The organism is Mycolicibacterium obuense, from assembly GCF_055397605.1.
In genome coordinates, this window is sequence record NZ_AP043663.1 from 457,147 (window position 1) to 473,517 (window position 16,371).

Below are 16,371 nucleotides of genomic sequence, written 5' to 3' on the forward strand. Positions count from 1 at the left end.
CCCGCCGATGCGACCTACATGCGTTCCGTGTGCGAGCACCGACGCGGCTACACGTGGGCGCAGAGAAGTTGTCCGAGCATCCATCAGAATTTCCCCCAATTATCAGCCCGGCGTTGGTATTTGAGGCACAACGGTGGAACGTGTCGACACGGTCGCAGCCCGGGCAGCAGCGCACCACAACGACACGCGGGATAGAAGAGAGACACCAGTCGCCGCGCTACGCGACCATCCCCGATAGCAAAACTGGTGACGAGCAGCAAGCTAACACGCGTTGACGGCTACGTAAGTGAATCTGCAAGAAATATCGGTATAGACGTAATATTTGCTGTGAATGCGATGGAAAGCCTGCGCGGAGGCGACCCCTTCCGTCGAGGCGCCGCCGCCTGCCGCCGCACCGAGTACCGCCGTTACGCTCGTCCCGTGCTGCTCTCCGACCGCGACATTCGGGCCGAGATCCACGCCGGAAGACTCGGCGTCGATCCGTTCGACGACAGTCTGATTCAGCCGTCCAGCGTCGACGTCCGGCTCGACACCCTCTTCCGCGTGTTCAACAACACCCGGTACACCCACATCGACCCCGCGCTGCGGCAGGACGACCTCACCACCCTCGTCGAGCCCAAAGAGGGGGAGCCTTTCGTGCTGCACCCCGGTGAGTTCGTCCTCGGCGCGACGCTCGAGCGCTGCACGCTGCCCGACGACCTCGCCGGCCGATTGGAAGGCAAGTCCTCGCTCGGTCGCCTCGGCCTGCTCACGCACTCGACCGCCGGCTTCATCGACCCGGGGTTCTCCGGCCACATCACACTCGAGCTGTCGAACGTCGCGAATCTGCCGATCACTCTGTGGCCCGGCATGAAGATCGGCCAGCTCTGCCTCCTGCGGCTCACCAGCCCGGCCGAGCATCCGTACGGCAGCGACAAGGTCGGCTCCAAGTACCAGGGCCAGCGGGGCCCCACGCCGTCGCGGTCCTATCAGAACTTCCTCCGGTCGAACTGACCCGAGTCGAGGCCGGGCGGGAATCTCTGCACGGCTAGTAATGTCATAAGCACTGGCGTGCCGGCCGCGCATCACCGTCGTACAGCTAACCGCGACGCGTGTAACGCCGTGGCTGGTCACGCCGATGAAGTACTAGTTGTCGGCGTTCAATCTGCAGGTGAGCCCGTGCAACGACCAGGCTGCAGCAAATATTTGGAGGGGTCGAGTGGACATCGTTCTTGGTGTGTCGATGACACCTACGACGGTCCGCATGGTGCTGGTGGAAGGCGAAAAGGCGGACGGCGTCACCGTTGATCACGACGTCTTCGACGTCACGTCCGCCGACGCTTCGGCAAATGTCGCCGAGCAAGTCGTCGCCGCCATCCAGGGCACCAAGGAAAGCGCGGAATCCGGCGGGCATCACCTCAAATCCATCGGCGTCACGTGGAGTGACCACACGGAGGCCTCCGCGCTGCGCGACACACTCGCCGCGCACGGCATCGACGACGTCATGCTCGTCGCTGAAAGCCATGCCGCCGCGTCTCTCGCGCAGGCGGTCGGGCGCGCGGTCGGATACGACACCACCGCCCTGCTCTTCGTCGATCGAGACACTGCGACGCTGTCGGTGGTCCGCACGGACGACGGTTCCGTGGTCAAGGTGCTCAGCCGCTCGCTGCACAGCGCCGACGCCATGGCGGTGCTGACCGAGATGGCCCACGCAGTCGCCGCGCAGGACGCCCCGCCGCAGGGCATGTTCGTCGTCGGCTCCGGTGTCGACGTCAGCTCGGTGAAGTCTCACCTCGAACACCTCGTCTCCCTCCCCGTCAGCGCACCCGACGACGCGGAACTGGCCCTGGCGCGGGGCGCCGCCCTCGCGTCGGCCGCCGCGCCCGCCTTCGAGGCCACGACCGTCGGGTTGGCCTACTCGCAAGATCCCGACGGCGCTACCGCAGGTTCGGTCTATGCCGGGCTCGCCGCTGCGGAGACCCAGCTCGCGCCGGTCGGTGCCGAGGCGGTCGACGAGTTCGCGGCCACCGAGATGCGTGAGACCGAAGAGGGGCGCAAGCCCTTCCTCCTGGTCGGCAGCGCGTTGACGTCAGTGTTCGTCATCGGCGTGGTCGCGCTGGTCATCTCGCTCGCGGTCAGCATCCGCCCGACGGTCGACTCGCGGCCCAGCCCAGCGCAGGCCGCCATCGTGCCGAGCAGCCAGGCACCCGCGCCCGCACCGATCGAACAGGCCGCCCAGGTGCCTGCCGATCCGCCGCCGTCGGCCGAGACCATCAAGCCGCCGGTGCCGGTCGCGGTGCAGCAGACGCCCCAGCAGGCGCCGCGCACCGTCTATGTCGAGCAGGCACCCGCACCGGCTCCCGCCGCCCCAGCACCGGCACCCGCACCAGCGGCCCCGGCACCCGCGCCGGTCCCGGTGGCGCCGCCGCCCGTCGTCGCACCGGTCCCCGCGCCCGTTGTGGTGCCGCGGCCGATCATCGTCGTGCCGCAGCGGCAGTGGCCGGTGTTCTCGCCGCCGAAGCCCGCGTGGACGTGGCCGAGCAAGCCGGAAGCGCCTGAGCCGGAAGAACCGGAGACCCCGCCGTGGACGCCGCCGGTGACTCAACCGCAGGTGCCGCAGGTGCCCCAGGTCCCGCAGACGCCGCAGTGGCCGGGCTCCAACTCCGGTCCGAGCAGCGGTCGGAGCAGTGCCGATTACGGTTCCGGTGGTTATGGCAGCTCGGGCGGGTATGGCGGCTCGGGTGGCTACGGCGGCTCGGGTGACTCGGGTTCGTCGTCGCGCGGTAGCTCGGGTAGCGGCTCCTCCGGCGGGGAGAAGTGCTTCCTGATCTTCTGCGCACCCGGTGGTGGCCGCGGCTGACAGCCGGCCGACCGCCTGTCGCACGCGAACGTGCATCCGCGGCTGTGACCAGCCGCGGGTCACGACCCTGAGTGCGCTGTGGCAGCACGGGACCGTCACCTCCCGTTGATCTCGCGGCCAGTGTCACGTTCCGATCGCCTCATTCCGGGTAGCTACAGAGGCACTATGCGATGCACTGTCTTCGGTACCGGGTATCTCGGCGCCACCCACGCCGTCGGGATGGCCGAACTCGGCCACGAGGTGATCGGCGTCGACATCGATCCCGGCAAGATCGCGAAGCTGGCCAGTGGTGACGTCCCGTTCTACGAGCCGGGGCTGCCGGAGATGTTGCGCCGCAACCTCGATACGGGTCGATTGCGCTTCACCACCGACTACGCCGAAGCCGCTGACTTCGCCGACATCCACTTCCTCGGCGTCGGAACACCGCAGAAGAAGGGCGAATACGCCGCGGACCTGCGACACGTGTACGCCGTGATCGATGCGCTCGTGCCGCAGCTGCGCCGCCCCGCGGTGATCGTCGGGAAGTCCACCGTGCCCGTCGGCACCGCCGCCGATCTCGTCGAGCGCGCCGCTGAGCTGAGCCCGGAGGGGATCTCTGTCGAGATCGCGTGGAATCCCGAGTTCCTGCGGGAAGGGTTCGCCGTCCACGACACACTGCATCCCGATCGGATCGTCGTTGGTGTGCAGAAGGATTCGCGGCTGGCCGAGGATGCCATCCGGGCGATGTATGCGCCGCTGCTCGATGACGGGGTGCCGTTCCTGCTGACGGATCTGCAGACTGCGGAGCTGGTCAAGGTCTCCGCCAATGCGTTTCTCGCCACGAAGATCTCGTTCATCAACGCGATCTCCGAAGTCTGCGAAGCCGCAGGCGCCGACGTGACGACGCTGGCCGATGCACTGGGTTACGACGCGCGTATCGGACGACGATTCCTCAACGCGGGCTTGGGTTTCGGAGGTGGCTGCCTGCCCAAGGACATCCGGGCGTTCATGGCCCGTGCCGGCGAACTCGGCGCCAACCAAGCGCTGACGTTCCTTCGCGAGGTAGACAGCATCAACATGCGCCGCCGCACCCGCATGGTCGAACTCGCCACCACCGCGTGCGGCGGCTCTCTGCTCGGCGCGAACGTCGCTGTTTTGGGTGCAGCGTTCAAACCCGAGTCCGACGACGTCCGGGATTCGCCCGCTTTGAACGTGGCCGGATTGCTCCAGCTCAACGGTGCAACCGTGTCCGTCTACGACCCCAAGGCGATGGAGAACTCCCGCCGGCTCTTCCCGACCCTGACCTATGCGACGTCGGTCGCCGAGGCCTGCGACCGCGCCGACGCCGTGCTGGTGCTGACCGAGTGGGCCGAGTTCGTCGACCTGGACCCCGAAGAGCTCGCCGGCACCGTGCGCACCAAAGTCGTTGTCGACGGCCGTAATTGCCTCGACGCACAGCGGTGGCGGCAGGCCGGCTGGCAGCTCCATGCGTTGGGTCGACCGGCTGGCTAAGCTCGGGTGATGTCCCGATTCCGACATCGGCTCCGATGGCTGGTTCTGCACGGCATCGTCCGTGGCCTGTCCACAGTCGGCGCGCGGCGTGGGGATCCGCAGGCGCGGCTGATCGCCGACCCCGCAGTGCGGGCCGATCCGGCGGCGTTCGCCGACGAGATGCGCGCCCGCGGCCCCGTCGTACGCTCCCGCACGGCGCTGATGACGTTCGACCACGCCGTCGCCAACGAGGTGCTGCGGTCCGACGACTTCCACGTCATGAGTCTCGGCGCCGGCCTGCCGGCGGTACTGCAACGCATCAACGAGAAGACAAGCACCGGGCTGCTGCACCCGATCGAGCCGCCGTCACTGCTGTCGATCGAGCCGCCCGACCACACCCGGTGCCGCAAGATGGTGTCGTCGGTGTTCACCACCCGCGCGGTTGCCGCGCTCCATAATCGCGTGCAGGACACGGCGGACCAGCTCCTCGACCGTTTGGAGGGGAGAAGCGGTGTCGTCGACGTCGTCGACGCCTACTGCGCCCAGCTGCCGGTCGCCGTGATCAGCGACATCCTGGGTGTGCCCGAGGCGGACCGGCAGCAGATCCTGAAGTTCGGCGAACTCGCCGCCCCGAGCCTGGACATCGGCCTGTCCTGGAAGCAGTACCAGAGCGTCCACGAAGGTCTCGTCGGGTTCAACGAGTGGCTCATCCACCACCTCGACGAGCTGCGCCGCAACCCCGGCGACGACCTGATGAGCCAGCTCATCCAGGCCAGCGCCCAGGCCGAGGCGGGCGCCCAGCTCTCGCAGCGGGAACTGCTGGCCACCGCCGGCCTCGTCCTGGCTGCGGGGTTCGAGACGACGGTGAACCTGCTCGGCAACGGCATCCGGATGCTGCTGCAGACACCCGGCCACCTCGAGACGCTGGCGGCCCGCCCCGAGCTGTGGCCGACTGCCGTCGAAGAGATCCTCCGACTCGACTCACCGGTGCAGATGAGCGCCCGCTTCGCCCGCAGAGACGTCGACATCGCCGGCACCCGCATCAGGCGGGGCGAGCTGATCATCCTCCACCTCGCCGGGGCGAATCGCGATCCCAAGGTTTTCACCGATCCGCACCGGTTCGACATCGAACGCGAGAATGCGGGCAAGCACCTGTCCTTCTCCGGCGGACGGCACTTCTGCCTCGGCGCCGCGTTGGCCCGCACCGAAGGTGGAGTGGGGTTGCGGACCTTCTTCGAGCGCTACCCCGGTGCGCAACTCGCCGGCACAGCCCAGCGGCGGGACACCCGTGTACTGCGCGGGTGGTCAACATTGCCGATCACGCTTGGGAGCGCGCGCACCGCGCTAGCGTGAAGAGGTGGACTTCCGAGCAGCTCTGCTCGAGCAGACTCGAGCTTTCGGCGATCTGATCCGGACGGGAGACCCGGCGACGCCGGTGCCGACCTGCGGGGACTGGAACCTCAAACAGTTGTTCCGCCATGTCGGACGCGGAAACCGTTGGGCCGCACAGATTATCCTCGAGCGCCGCAACCAGGAGCTCGATCCGAGGGACGTACGCGACGGCAAACCGCCGGACGATCCCGATGCGGCGGCGGACTGGCTGATCGCGGGGGCCGAACTGATCAGCAACGCGATCGACCGCGTCGGCCCCGAGACCCGCGTGTGGACATTCGTCGGGCCCCGGCCGGCGGGCTGGTGGATACGGCGGCGGCTCCACGAGGCCACCGTGCACCGCGCCGACGCCGCTCTGGCGCTCGGCGTCCCGTTTGAGCTGTCACCGGAGCTGGCCGCCGATGCGCTCAGCGAGTGGATCGACCGGGTGACGGAAGACCGGCGGCGGCCGCCGGCACTGGACCGGGGTCGTTCCATACACCTGCACGCCACCGACGAGGAACTGGGGCCGACGGGGGAGTGGATGATCGTCCACGACGAGGAAGGTGTGTGGTGGTCTCACGACCACGGGAAGGGCGATGTCGCGCTGCGTGGACCGGCGAAGGATCTGCTGCTGGCCACGGTGCGCCGCATCAGCACCGCCGATGCCGGGCTCGAGGTGCACGGCGACACCGCCGTCTGGGACGGGTGGCTGGACCGCACGCCGTTCTGAGCGGCCTAAGCTTTCGATCATGACCACTTCGGAGATGGCGACCGTTCTCGCCTGGCACGACGCCCTCAACGCCGGTGACGTCGACACCCTGCTGTCGTTGTCGAGCGACGACATCGAGATCGGCGACGCTCACGGCGCGGCACAGGGCCATGGCGCGTTGCGTGACTGGGCCCAAGGGTTGGGCCGCACGATCGAACCCGGCCGCATCTACGTGCACGACGGCGTCGTCGTGGTCGAGGAGAAGGTCGATGGTTCGGGCTCGGCGGCGTCGGCCTTCAGGGTGGTCGCCGATCACGTGACATCGGTGTTCCGGCATGACGATCTGGCCGCCGCGCTGGCCGCCACAGAACTCACCGAAGCAGACCTCACCGGCTGATGCGCGGCATCATCCTGGCCGGCGGTTCGGGCACGCGGCTGTATCCGATCACGATGGGGGCCAGCAAGCAGCTGCTTCCCGTCTACGACAAGCCGCTGATCTACTATCCGCTGTCCACTCTGATGATGGCGGGCATCCGTGACATCGCCGTCGTCACCACCCGCGAGGACGCGCCCGCGTTTCGTCGACTGCTCGGCGACGGGTCGGACTTCGGCATCAACCTCAGCTACGCCGTTCAGGACGAACCCGAAGGTCTGGCACAGGCTTTCGTGATCTGCTCCGATCACGTCGGCGACGACTCAGTGGCACTTGTGTTGGGCGACAACATCTTCTACGGCCCGGGGCTGGGCACCAGCTTGCGACGCTTTCACACCGTCGAAGGTGGAGCGATCTTCGCGTACTGGGTGGCCGACCCGTCGGCCTACGGCGTCGTCGAGTTCGCGGCCGACGGGACGGCGTTGTCGCTGCAGGAGAAACCGGCGACACCGAAGTCGCACTACGCGGTGCCGGGCCTGTACTTCTACGACAACGACGTCATCGAGATCGCGCGCTCGCTGCGCAAATCCGCACGCGGAGAGTACGAGATCACCGAGATCAATCAGCGGTACCTCGAGCAGGGCCGGCTCAACGTCGAGGTGCTGGCCCGCGGCACGGCATGGCTCGACACCGGCACGTTCGACTCGTTGCTTGACGCGAGCGATTACGTCCGCACGATCGAACGCCGGCAGGGCCTCAAGATCAGCGTGCCCGAAGAGGTGGCGTGGCGGGTCGGCTTCATCAGCGACGACGAATTAGCCGCGCGCGCAAATAAACTCCTGAAGTCCGGATACGGCGCTTATCTGCTGGAGCTGCTCGACCGCTGACCCGACTCGCGGAAATTTTTGATTGCCATACGTCCGTATTGCCCGTAACTTTGCTGTCATATTTGACGCCGAGGGGGGCTCATGGGGTGGGAGAAGTACGTCGGTCGTGTCGGGGGATTGGCCGTCGCTCTGGGGATCGGCTCGGCGATCGCGGCGGTGCCGGGGGTGGCGTGGGCAGATTCCGACGACACCCCGTCGGTGAGTGCGCCCGCCGGCGCGTCGAAGGCGTCGGCGGATACGCGGGCTGACAGATCGGTCACGAAGCGTGCGCGGGGTTCGAAACGGGCTCCGTCGACCAAGGACACCGACACCGACGCCGACGGGGCGAAACCGGTTGTCACGTCGGTGGATCAGGACTCTGACGCAGAAGCGCCCGCCAAGCGCAGGCTGGTCACGCCGCTGTTCACCCCGCGGGCAGCTGCCCAGAAGGATGACCGGAACGACGATTCGAAGCCCGCGGCTGCGCCACTGCTGTTGACGATGCTCGCGACGGCCCGCCAGCACGTCGAGGAGCGCCGGGCCGACAGGGCCGCTGCGGCGGCAACGTCGAGTGCCGTGCAGGCCAGCCCCGCCGCCGACGCAGATCCCGCCGACACCGAGATCCGCGGGGTGCCGAAGGGGCCGGTGGTTGTCGGCTCCACCGGGACGATCTATCAGGTCACCACCGATGCGGACGGAACCCGGGTCAGCATCGTCGACCAGGACGGTCACGTGATCACCACCAGCGACGCGTTTCCCGGTGCACCATTCGGTGGTTCGACCGCGGTCGCTCGGCCGGACGGCACGGTGGTGGTCATCACAGCCAACGAGCGCGAGACCCGGTCGACCCTGTGGTCGGTGAACAGTCAGGGTGAGGTCGCGAAGATCGTGACGGTCAGGGGGACCACCCGCACACCGGACGTGGGAGCCGACGGTTCGCTGTACTTCGCCACCACGATTCCGTTCATCTTCAGCCCCATCGGGAACATCGGTTACCGCACGTTCCGAGTCTCGCCGACGAATGCCGTGCGGACATTCGCGACGTCGACGAACGTGACCTTGGCGCCGGACGGCAGCGCCTATCTGACGTCCACCCAGTCGAACAATCGAACGCTGCGGGTATTCGGGGCCGACGGCACGACCAGGACGATCCTGCTGCCGGGGCGGGTCGGTTACGGCTACCCGATCGTCGATGACGACGGCTATGTCTACTTGCCCGTCACTGTCCAGAAGCTGTTCGCTGGCCAGGAAACTCAGCTGTACACGATGCACGGCACGCAGGTCTCCACGAAAACCTTGACGGGACAGCTGCAACAAGCTGTCGTGAAGAACGACGGCGTCTACATCGTCACGTCCACCTTCCCGGGCAACTATGACGTCGGCGACGAAGGTACCACGTACATCTACAAGGTCCTACCGACGGCCGTCGGTGATCCGCGGATCATCGCGGCGCGCCTCAAGCGCTTCTACGATGGGCGTCTCCAGGTGGCGGCAGACGGCACGATCTACGCGTTGCTCGAGAATCCTGACGGTCTTCCGGTCGTCATCATCAGCCCGAACGGCACGAGCCGCACCACCATCGACCTGCTCGCCGACCCGGCGGTGTCCGAGGGAGACGCCGAGCAGGCCACCGACCACGGCTACTTCACCTACATGTCCAACGGCGCCAGCTACCTCGCCGTGCTGAACCCCGACGGGTCCATCGATCGCACCATCGAACTCCCGGCCGGCACGACGCCGGGCTCCGTGTTCTACGGCCCTGACGGAGCGGCGTATCTCCTGAACTACACGCAGGATCCGGGCACTACCTATCAGTCGCGGGTGCTGTTGACCCTGTCGAACGACACGTTCTCGCCCCTTCTCAACCCAGGGTCGGATTACGACTCCTCGCGCAGCATTCAATTCGGCCCCGATGGCAGCGGATACCTGTTGGTCCGTCCGGATTCTGGGGTTGGAGTGAAGATCGTCGGCTTCGACGCGTCAGGGTTGACGGGGACGGTTCTCACAGTCATGGACAGCCGTCAGTTCCGTAACAAGATCAGTCCCGATCAGGCGCTGGCATTCGCTGCTGACGGCACCGCCTATATCGCCACCGACGATCCCGACGGCCCTGCGGTGTATGCACTCACCAAGGCCGGGGTGACCAAGGTCCTCGACCTCGCCGGTACGCCACCGGCCTCCGGTGCCGTCATCGGACCCGACGGCACGGTGTACGTCACCACCGGTACCGCCGACGGCTTCACCATCGTGCGGACCATCGCGCCGCCGAACGCAGTCTGAACATGAACCACCACAACACAATCGGAGGGCGCATGGGGTTCGAGAAGTACGTCGGCCGCGTCGGGGGGCTTGCCGTGGCGCTGGGCATCGGATCGGCGATCGCCGCGGTGCCGACCGTGGCGTGGGCGGACACCGACGACACTCCCTCGGTGAGTGCGACTGCCGGTCCCTCGAAAGCCTCGGCGGACAAGCCTGCTGAGAAGTCCGCAAAAAAGCGGGGCTTTGGCGCCAAGCGTGCCGCGACGACGAAGACCACCGAGAGTGAAAGCTCTGACGACTCGCAGAAATCTGTTGCAGCGCCGAAAGACGACGACGCGGAGGCAAAGAAGGACGTCGAGACGCCAGCCGGCAGCCGGCTGTTCAAGCCGCTGTTCACGCCGCGGACCGCAACACCCCGGGACGACGACTCCGAACCACCCGCGGCGGCGCCGCTGCTTCTGACGATGCTCGCGACCGCCCGGCAGCAGGTCGAGGAGCGCCGGGCCGACAGGGCCGCAGCAGCGGCGACGTCCAGTGTTGTGCAGGCGAGCCGATCCGTAGTGGCCGACCCCGCCGACACCGAGATCCGCGGCATGCCACAGGGACCCGTGGTCGTCGGCTCGACAGGCACTATCTATCAGGTCACGCGCGACGCGGATGGAATCCGGGTCAGCGTCGTCGACAGCGACGGTCACGTGATCACCACCAGCGATGCGATCGCCGGCACATCGGGCTCGTCGATCCCGGTCTCAAGGACGGATGGCTCGCTGGTGGTCGTCACGACCAACGACCGCGCCACCCGCTCCACGCTGTGGTCGGTGAACGGCCAGGGCGAGGTCACGAAGATCGCGACAGTCGCCGGATTCACCAGCGGAAGGCCGCAGGTGGGGGTCGACGGTTCGCTGTACTTCGACACGAACATCCCCTTCATATTCAGCCCCATCGGCAACATCGATTACCGCACGGTCCGCGTCTCGCCGACTAACACGGTGCGGACGTACGCCTCCAATACGAGCGTGACGCTGGCGAACGACGGCAGTGCATATCTGGTGTCGTCCCAGTTCGGCAGTCGGACGCTGCGTGCCATCGGCCCAGACGGGAAGACCAAGACATTCCTGCTGCCCGGTGGCGCTGACGGCATGGAACCGATCCGCGGCGAGGACGGATACATCTACTTGCCCGTCGCAGTCCGAACGCTGTTCGGCGGCAAGACGACCCGCATCTATACGTTGCGCGACGGCGACGGCACGATACGTACCGTGGCGGGTCTGCCGAGCATCTACACCGTGAAGAACGACGGCATCTACCTCGCGACCGTCACCTATCCCGGGAACGTCGACCAGGGTGAGGGTTCCACCTCGATCTACAAGATCAACCCGACCGCGATCACCACGCCGAGGATCATCGACGCACGCCTTCGCAGCCTCCAGGTCGGTGCGGACGGCACTGTCTACGCGACGATCAAGGACCCGGCCAGCACACCGGTCGTCGTCATCAGTCCCGACGGCACCAGCCGCAGCACCGTACAACTGCCTGGTGTCGCACCGTCATTGGGTTCCTTCGACCGAATCCTCGGCGCGGGAGAACAGACCGACGATCTTGGGTACGTCACCTACACCGCCAACGGCGCGAATTATCTTGCGGTGCTCAACCCTGACGGTTCGGTCAACCGCACCATCGAGCTGCCCGAGGGCACCGTGCCGGGTGAGGTCTTCTTCGGTCCCGACGGTGCGGCCTATCAGATCAATCAAGTGAGGGACCTCGGCGCTGCCGCTACTGCGGAGATCTTGCTCACGCTGTCCAACGACACGTTCTCGCCCGCCCTGCATGGCCCGCTACTCGGGAGTTCGACCGACGTCCAGTTCGCCCCCGACGGCAGCGGGTATCTGATGTTGCGCAACGATCCGGCAGCCGGCGCTCAGTTCGTGGGGTTCGATGCCGCAGGTCTGACAGGTGTGACGCTGGTACTGACACATCCGGTGGAAACCGGTTACCCGGTGTATCCCCAGAAGTACATGGTCTTCGGGTCCGACGGCACCGGGTACGTCGCGAGCAACGCCCCCGACGACCCAGCGGTGTACGCATTCACCACGACCGGAGTGACCAAGGTGCTCGACCTCGACGACGGCACGCGCCCGACGGCCATCCCCGTCGTCGGCCCCGACGGCACCGTCTACGTCACCACGGTCAGCGCCGACGGCTTCACCACCGTGCACACCATCGCGCCCGTCGTCTAGCTCGCGGCACGGTTCGGCGTGGCCAGCACCGCCGCGATACCGGTCGTCAGCGGCACCGACAGGGCCAACGCGATGCCGCCGACCGCCGACCGGGCGATCTCGATCGCCACGCTCTCACTGGTGAGCACGTCGCCCAGCGATCGGTTGGCCACGCTGAACAACAGCAGCAGCGGCAACGCACTGCCCGCGTAGGCGAGCACCAGCGTGTACACGGTGCTGGCGATGTGATCGCGACCCACCCGCATCGCGCCCACGAAAACGGCACGGCGGCCGGCAGATTCGACCCCGGCGAGTTCGAAGACGGCCGACGCCTGAGTGATCGTGACGTCGTTGAGCACGCCGAGGGAACCGATGATGAAGCCCGCCAACAGCAATCCGGTGATCGACACGTTGCCCAAATACGCGGCGACCTCGTTGTTCTGGTCCTCCGACAATCCTGTCAGGTGGGCCACTTCGATTGCGGCCCAGGACAGCAGCGCGGCGAGCAGCAGTGAGGACAGCGTGCCCAGCAGTGCCGCACTGGTGCGCAGGCTGACCCCGTGCGCGAGATAGATGACCGCGAACAGGATGGCCGCCGACGCCACCACCGCGACCGGAATCGCGGGCGCTCCGTCACGCAACGCCGGCAGCAGGAACACCACCAGCACCCCGAAAGCGATCACGATGCCGACCAGCGCACGCAGCCCACGCCACCCCGCGACCGCGACGATCACGACGGCGAACACCGCGGCCAGCGCCGTCAGCGGCCACGTCCTCTCGTAGTCGAAGAACGCGTAACTCGTAGTCCCGGCGTCGTCGACCTGGCGGCTGACGCGGATGTCGTCGCCGACGGCGAGATGCGGTTGCCCGGGACCGCCGCTGAATTCGAGCAGCGTCGTCGCGCCCTGGTTCGGCCCGGAATCGATGTCGACGAGCGTCTGCACGCACTGGGCTCCCTCACCGGGCGCCGGGAGCGGATCGGCGGTGAGCACGGCGCCGGCCGAGGGGCTGCCACAGGTCGCGGTCCGGCTCGAGACGACGTGGCCCGCCTCCGTGGTGACCGCACCGCCGGCACTGTTCTGGAACGGCAGCGGGATGTCCGCCTTCTGGCTGCCGGGCCACAGCAGCACCAACCCGATCACCACCGCGACACCGCTGAGCGCGAGGAGGGCGACGACGATCTTCGCGGCCAGGGGCCCCAGTGGCGACGGACCACCCAGCGAGTGCGAATGGGAATGCGAGTGCGCCACCTTCGACAGAGTAGGCGGTGCGGCTGGGTGGGCCACCTGGCCTGCCGCCGAAATTGCTGCGGAACAGCCCCCTTCGACCGGCTTAGTGTTCTTGTCAATCGATCTGACCGGGGGTGGACGTGACTCGACGAGACAACAACACGGTGGCGATGAAGCGCGCGTATGAGTCGATGCTCTCGACAGAGGTCGCGCGCTTCCTCAGGGCACGCGGCTTCGTCAGAATCGACAACGAGTTCCGCCGTCGACGGGGAGCCCTCGACGACGTGATCGGCTTCCAGGAGAACTGGCACAACGGGTCTGTGCGCTGGCATGGCTTCTTCGTCAACGTCGGGGTGGCATCGGCCGAGATCGATTCGGCGTGTGCCGGACAGGGCCGGCCGAGGACCCGCGCGAACAGGTGCCTGCTGCAGCGTCGCTGGGAATCCCTGGTGCCTGAGCTGCCCTACGAATTGCGGATACGCCCGGACACGGACATGACGGCGTTCACCGAGCAGCTGTGCCGGGGACTCGGAATGTTACTCGACGCGCTCGAAAAGATCGACTCCACAGCGGCGTTGGTCCGATACGCCGTCACCAACAACCTGCTCATCGCCTACGAGACCACGTGCTGCTACCTCGCCGCGATCGACGACATCGACACGTTGACCGGTTATGTGGCGACTCTGCGGGACTGTTTCGGCCATCAGGAACGGTGGTCGAACTTCAGCCGTGAGATCAGGGCGGAGACGGGACGGTGGGCGTCGACGCTGAACGAGCGCGGCGTCCTGGGCCCGGTCACTGCCGATAGCTGACCAGGAAGTTACCCAGCCGCTCGATGGCGTTGGACAGATCGCGCGCCCAGGGCAGTGTCACGATGCGGAGGTGATCCGGTGTGGGCCAATTGAATCCGGTGCCCTGCACGACGAGGATCTTTTCCTGCAACAGCAGATCGAGCACCAACTGCTCGTCGTCGTGGATCTCGTACACCTCCGGGTCCAGCCGCGGGAACGCATACAGAGCGCCCTGAGGCTTGACGCAGGACACACCGGGGATGTCGTTGAGCTTGCCCCACGCGACGTCGCGCTGCTCGAGCAGCCGGCCGCCGGGCAACACCAGATCGTCGATGCTCTGATGGCCACCCAGCGCGACCTGAATCGCGTGCTGGGCAGGCACATTCGGGCACAGTCGCATGTTCGCCAGCAGGCTGATGCCCTCGATGAAGCTGCCGGCGTTCTCCTTGGGGCCGGTGATCACCAACCATCCCGACCGGTAGCCGGCAACCCGGTACGCCTTCGACAACCCGTTGAAGGTCAGCGTCAGCACATCGGGTGCGACTGACGCCATCGAGATGTGCTTGGCGTCGTCGTAGAGGATCTTGTCGTAGATCTCGTCGGAGAGCAGCAGCAGTTGATGCTTGCGCGCCAGCTCGGCGATCTGCTCCAGGGTCTCGCGGCTGTACACGGCGCCGGTCGGGTTGTTCGGGTTGATGACCACGATCGCCTTCGTGCGGTCGGTGATCTTCGACTCGATATCGGCGACGTCGGGATTCCAGCCCTGCGTCTCGTCGCACAGGTAGTGCACGGGGGTGCCGCCGGCCAGCGACGTGCAGGCGGTCCAGAGCGGATAGTCGGGCGCGGGGATCAGCACCTGATCGCCGTTGTCGAGCAGCGCCTGCAACACCATCTGGATCAGCTCGGAGGCACCGTTGCCGAGGAACACATCGTCGATGTCGAAGCGGGGGAATCCGTCGACGAGCTCGTACCGGGTGAACACGGCGCGGCGGGCGCTGACGATGCCCTTCGAATCCGAGTAGCCCTGCGCGTAGGGGAGGGCGGCGATGATGTCGCGCATGATGACGTCGGGCGCCTCGAAGCCGAACGGCGCGGGATTGCCGATGTTGAGCTTGAGGATGCGGTGGCCCTCGGACTCCAGCCGTGCGGCGTGCTCGTGTACGGGCCCGCGGATCTCGTAGAGGACGTCCTGCAGCTTGGACGACTGCGTGAACTCGCGTTGACGCGCGTGCTGGCCACTTCCGGTCTGCCAGGGCACCTGATGCGTACTCATGCGTTCGATCCTCCCACGCTCTGTCCAGCAGATTTCCGACATCCACTAGGCGTATGACGCCGCACGGTTGGTGAAGTCCACCCACGTGCGTTGGAAGTCCCCAGGGCTCAGCGTCGTTTCCCGATATGGGCCGACGTCACCGAACAGCTCCGGTGCGAGCAGTTCCAAGGCGGCCGACTGATCCCAGAACAGCGACCGGCCGCCGTAGCCCGAGTTCTCCCAGGTGTCGATGGCCCACGAATTCGGATGGTTGAGCATGATCTGCTTGAGCGTGTTCGGCAGACCGGTCGGCCCCAGTGATCGCGCCATCTCCAGCGTCGGGCCGTAGACGGTGCCCTCGCACCCCGCACGATTGGGCGTCAGATCGCAGTCACTGCGCGGCACATCGACGAAACTGTGCGTCAGCCCGGGCAGTTGGTCGTGGAAAACCTCTGCGCACGAACGTCTGTCGTAGCTGCAGTTGAAGGACTCGACGGCTTCGAGATCGCTGTCGGCGTTCACCGGACGGCCCGAGATCACCACGCGCCCGATCCTCGCCCTGATCGCAGGCCCGTAATCCACGAACGACGTGAAGGCGCCGAGAAGCAGCACATCGATCCGCTGACAGCCCGCAACTGCGTCGACGACCTGCCGCACATAGTCGGTCTGCCGCGGAGTCGGCGGTAACGGGGCCGGTAGGAAGTTGTTGAGCCGATCCATCAGCTGGCGGAAGACGAGCACGAAATCCCCGAAGCTGGAGGCGATGTCGGCGTCGGATCGACCGATACCGGCACCGACGATCACGGGGATCGTGCGCTGTCCGGGTTCTGCCAGCAGCCGACTGGTCGCTGCCGCGCCCAGCTCCGGCGTCGTGAAACCCTCGGTGGTGACGACCGCTGCGACGTGCCGATTGCCGACGACCATCGGCATGGACATCATGTCGTCGATGTCGAGATCGGTGTCGATCAGCACGCACGTGTCCTGCGCGGCCCT

General features: G+C 66.7%; 13 protein-coding genes. 10 read left to right on the plus strand and 3 right to left on the minus strand.

Translation table 11 applies throughout. The features are described 5' to 3' along the window. Window positions 1–420: 420 nt before the first annotated feature. The 9 genes from dcd to ACZ50N_RS02170 all read left to right on the plus strand — a co-directional run bounded on the left by dcd (window position 421) and on the right by ACZ50N_RS02170 (window position 12,127). Window positions 421–993, plus strand: a complete 573-nt coding sequence (gene dcd / locus ACZ50N_RS02130; protein WP_046366617.1) for a dCTP deaminase — start codon at window positions 421–423, stop codon at window positions 991–993. Window positions 994–1,198: 205 nt separating this feature from the next. After that, the gene (locus tag ACZ50N_RS02135) at window positions 1,199–2,839 is read left to right on the plus strand and encodes a DUF7159 family protein (protein WP_048424458.1); all 1,641 of its coding nucleotides are present in this window, start codon (window positions 1,199–1,201) and stop codon (window positions 2,837–2,839) included. A 165-nt stretch (window positions 2,840–3,004) separates the two neighbouring features. Beyond that, window positions 3,005–4,330 (plus strand): UDP-glucose dehydrogenase family protein, encoded by a 1,326-nt coding sequence (locus ACZ50N_RS02140; RefSeq protein WP_464474513.1) that lies wholly within the window; start codon window positions 3,005–3,007, stop codon window positions 4,328–4,330. A gap of 9 nt (window positions 4,331–4,339) precedes the next feature. Then, the gene (locus ACZ50N_RS02145; protein WP_464474514.1) at window positions 4,340–5,662 is read left to right on the plus strand and encodes a cytochrome P450; all 1,323 of its coding nucleotides are present in this window, start codon (window positions 4,340–4,342) and stop codon (window positions 5,660–5,662) included. A 4-nt stretch (window positions 5,663–5,666) separates the two neighbouring features. Continuing rightward, on the plus strand, window positions 5,667–6,413 hold the full coding sequence (locus tag ACZ50N_RS02150) for a maleylpyruvate isomerase family mycothiol-dependent enzyme (protein ID WP_048424461.1): 747 nt from the start codon (window positions 5,667–5,669) through the stop codon (window positions 6,411–6,413). A gap of 19 nt (window positions 6,414–6,432) precedes the next feature. Further along, window positions 6,433–6,789 carry a nuclear transport factor 2 family protein gene (locus tag ACZ50N_RS02155; protein ID WP_046365595.1) on the plus strand — a complete coding sequence of 119 codons (357 nt, stop codon included), beginning with the start codon at window positions 6,433–6,435 and terminating at the stop codon, window positions 6,787–6,789. After that, a complete protein-coding gene (gene rfbA / locus ACZ50N_RS02160; protein ID WP_046365596.1) occupies window positions 6,789–7,652 on the plus strand; it encodes a glucose-1-phosphate thymidylyltransferase RfbA in 864 nt (287 codons plus the stop codon). The genes ACZ50N_RS02155 and rfbA overlap by 1 nt, the downstream gene beginning before the upstream one ends. 81 nt (window positions 7,653–7,733) lie before the next feature. Next, a complete protein-coding gene (locus tag ACZ50N_RS02165) occupies window positions 7,734–9,911 on the plus strand; it encodes an NHL repeat-containing protein (protein WP_464474515.1) in 2,178 nt (725 codons plus the stop codon). A 32-nt stretch (window positions 9,912–9,943) separates the two neighbouring features. Beyond that, entirely contained in the window at window positions 9,944–12,127 is a 2,184-nt protein-coding gene (locus tag ACZ50N_RS02170) for an NHL repeat-containing protein (protein ID WP_464474516.1), read from the plus strand. Here the strand turns inward: ACZ50N_RS02170 and ACZ50N_RS02175 are convergent. Continuing rightward, window positions 12,124–13,356: a YibE/F family protein gene (locus ACZ50N_RS02175; RefSeq protein ID WP_464474517.1), complete on the minus strand. Its 1,233-nt coding sequence runs from the start codon at window positions 13,354–13,356 to the stop codon at window positions 12,124–12,126. The two genes, ACZ50N_RS02170 and ACZ50N_RS02175, sit on opposite strands and share 4 nt — an antisense overlap. Before the next feature lie 119 nt (window positions 13,357–13,475). Here ACZ50N_RS02175 and ACZ50N_RS02180 point away from each other — a divergent pair, with 119 nt between their 5' ends. Continuing rightward, window positions 13,476–14,147, plus strand: a complete 672-nt coding sequence (locus ACZ50N_RS02180) for a DUF4304 domain-containing protein (protein ID WP_464474518.1) — start codon at window positions 13,476–13,478, stop codon at window positions 14,145–14,147. Here ACZ50N_RS02180 and ACZ50N_RS02185 read toward each other — a convergent pair. Together ACZ50N_RS02185 and ACZ50N_RS02190 are read right to left on the minus strand one after the other, a co-directional pair. Further along, window positions 14,131–15,399 (minus strand): pyridoxal phosphate-dependent aminotransferase, encoded by a 1,269-nt coding sequence (locus tag ACZ50N_RS02185; RefSeq protein WP_166429144.1) that lies wholly within the window; start codon window positions 15,397–15,399, stop codon window positions 14,131–14,133. The two genes, ACZ50N_RS02180 and ACZ50N_RS02185, sit on opposite strands and share 17 nt — an antisense overlap. A 45-nt stretch (window positions 15,400–15,444) precedes the next feature. Next, on the minus strand, window positions 15,445–16,350 hold the full coding sequence (locus ACZ50N_RS02190) for a nucleoside hydrolase (RefSeq protein ID WP_464474519.1): 906 nt from the start codon (window positions 16,348–16,350) through the stop codon (window positions 15,445–15,447). Window positions 16,351–16,371 lie beyond the last annotated feature (21 nt).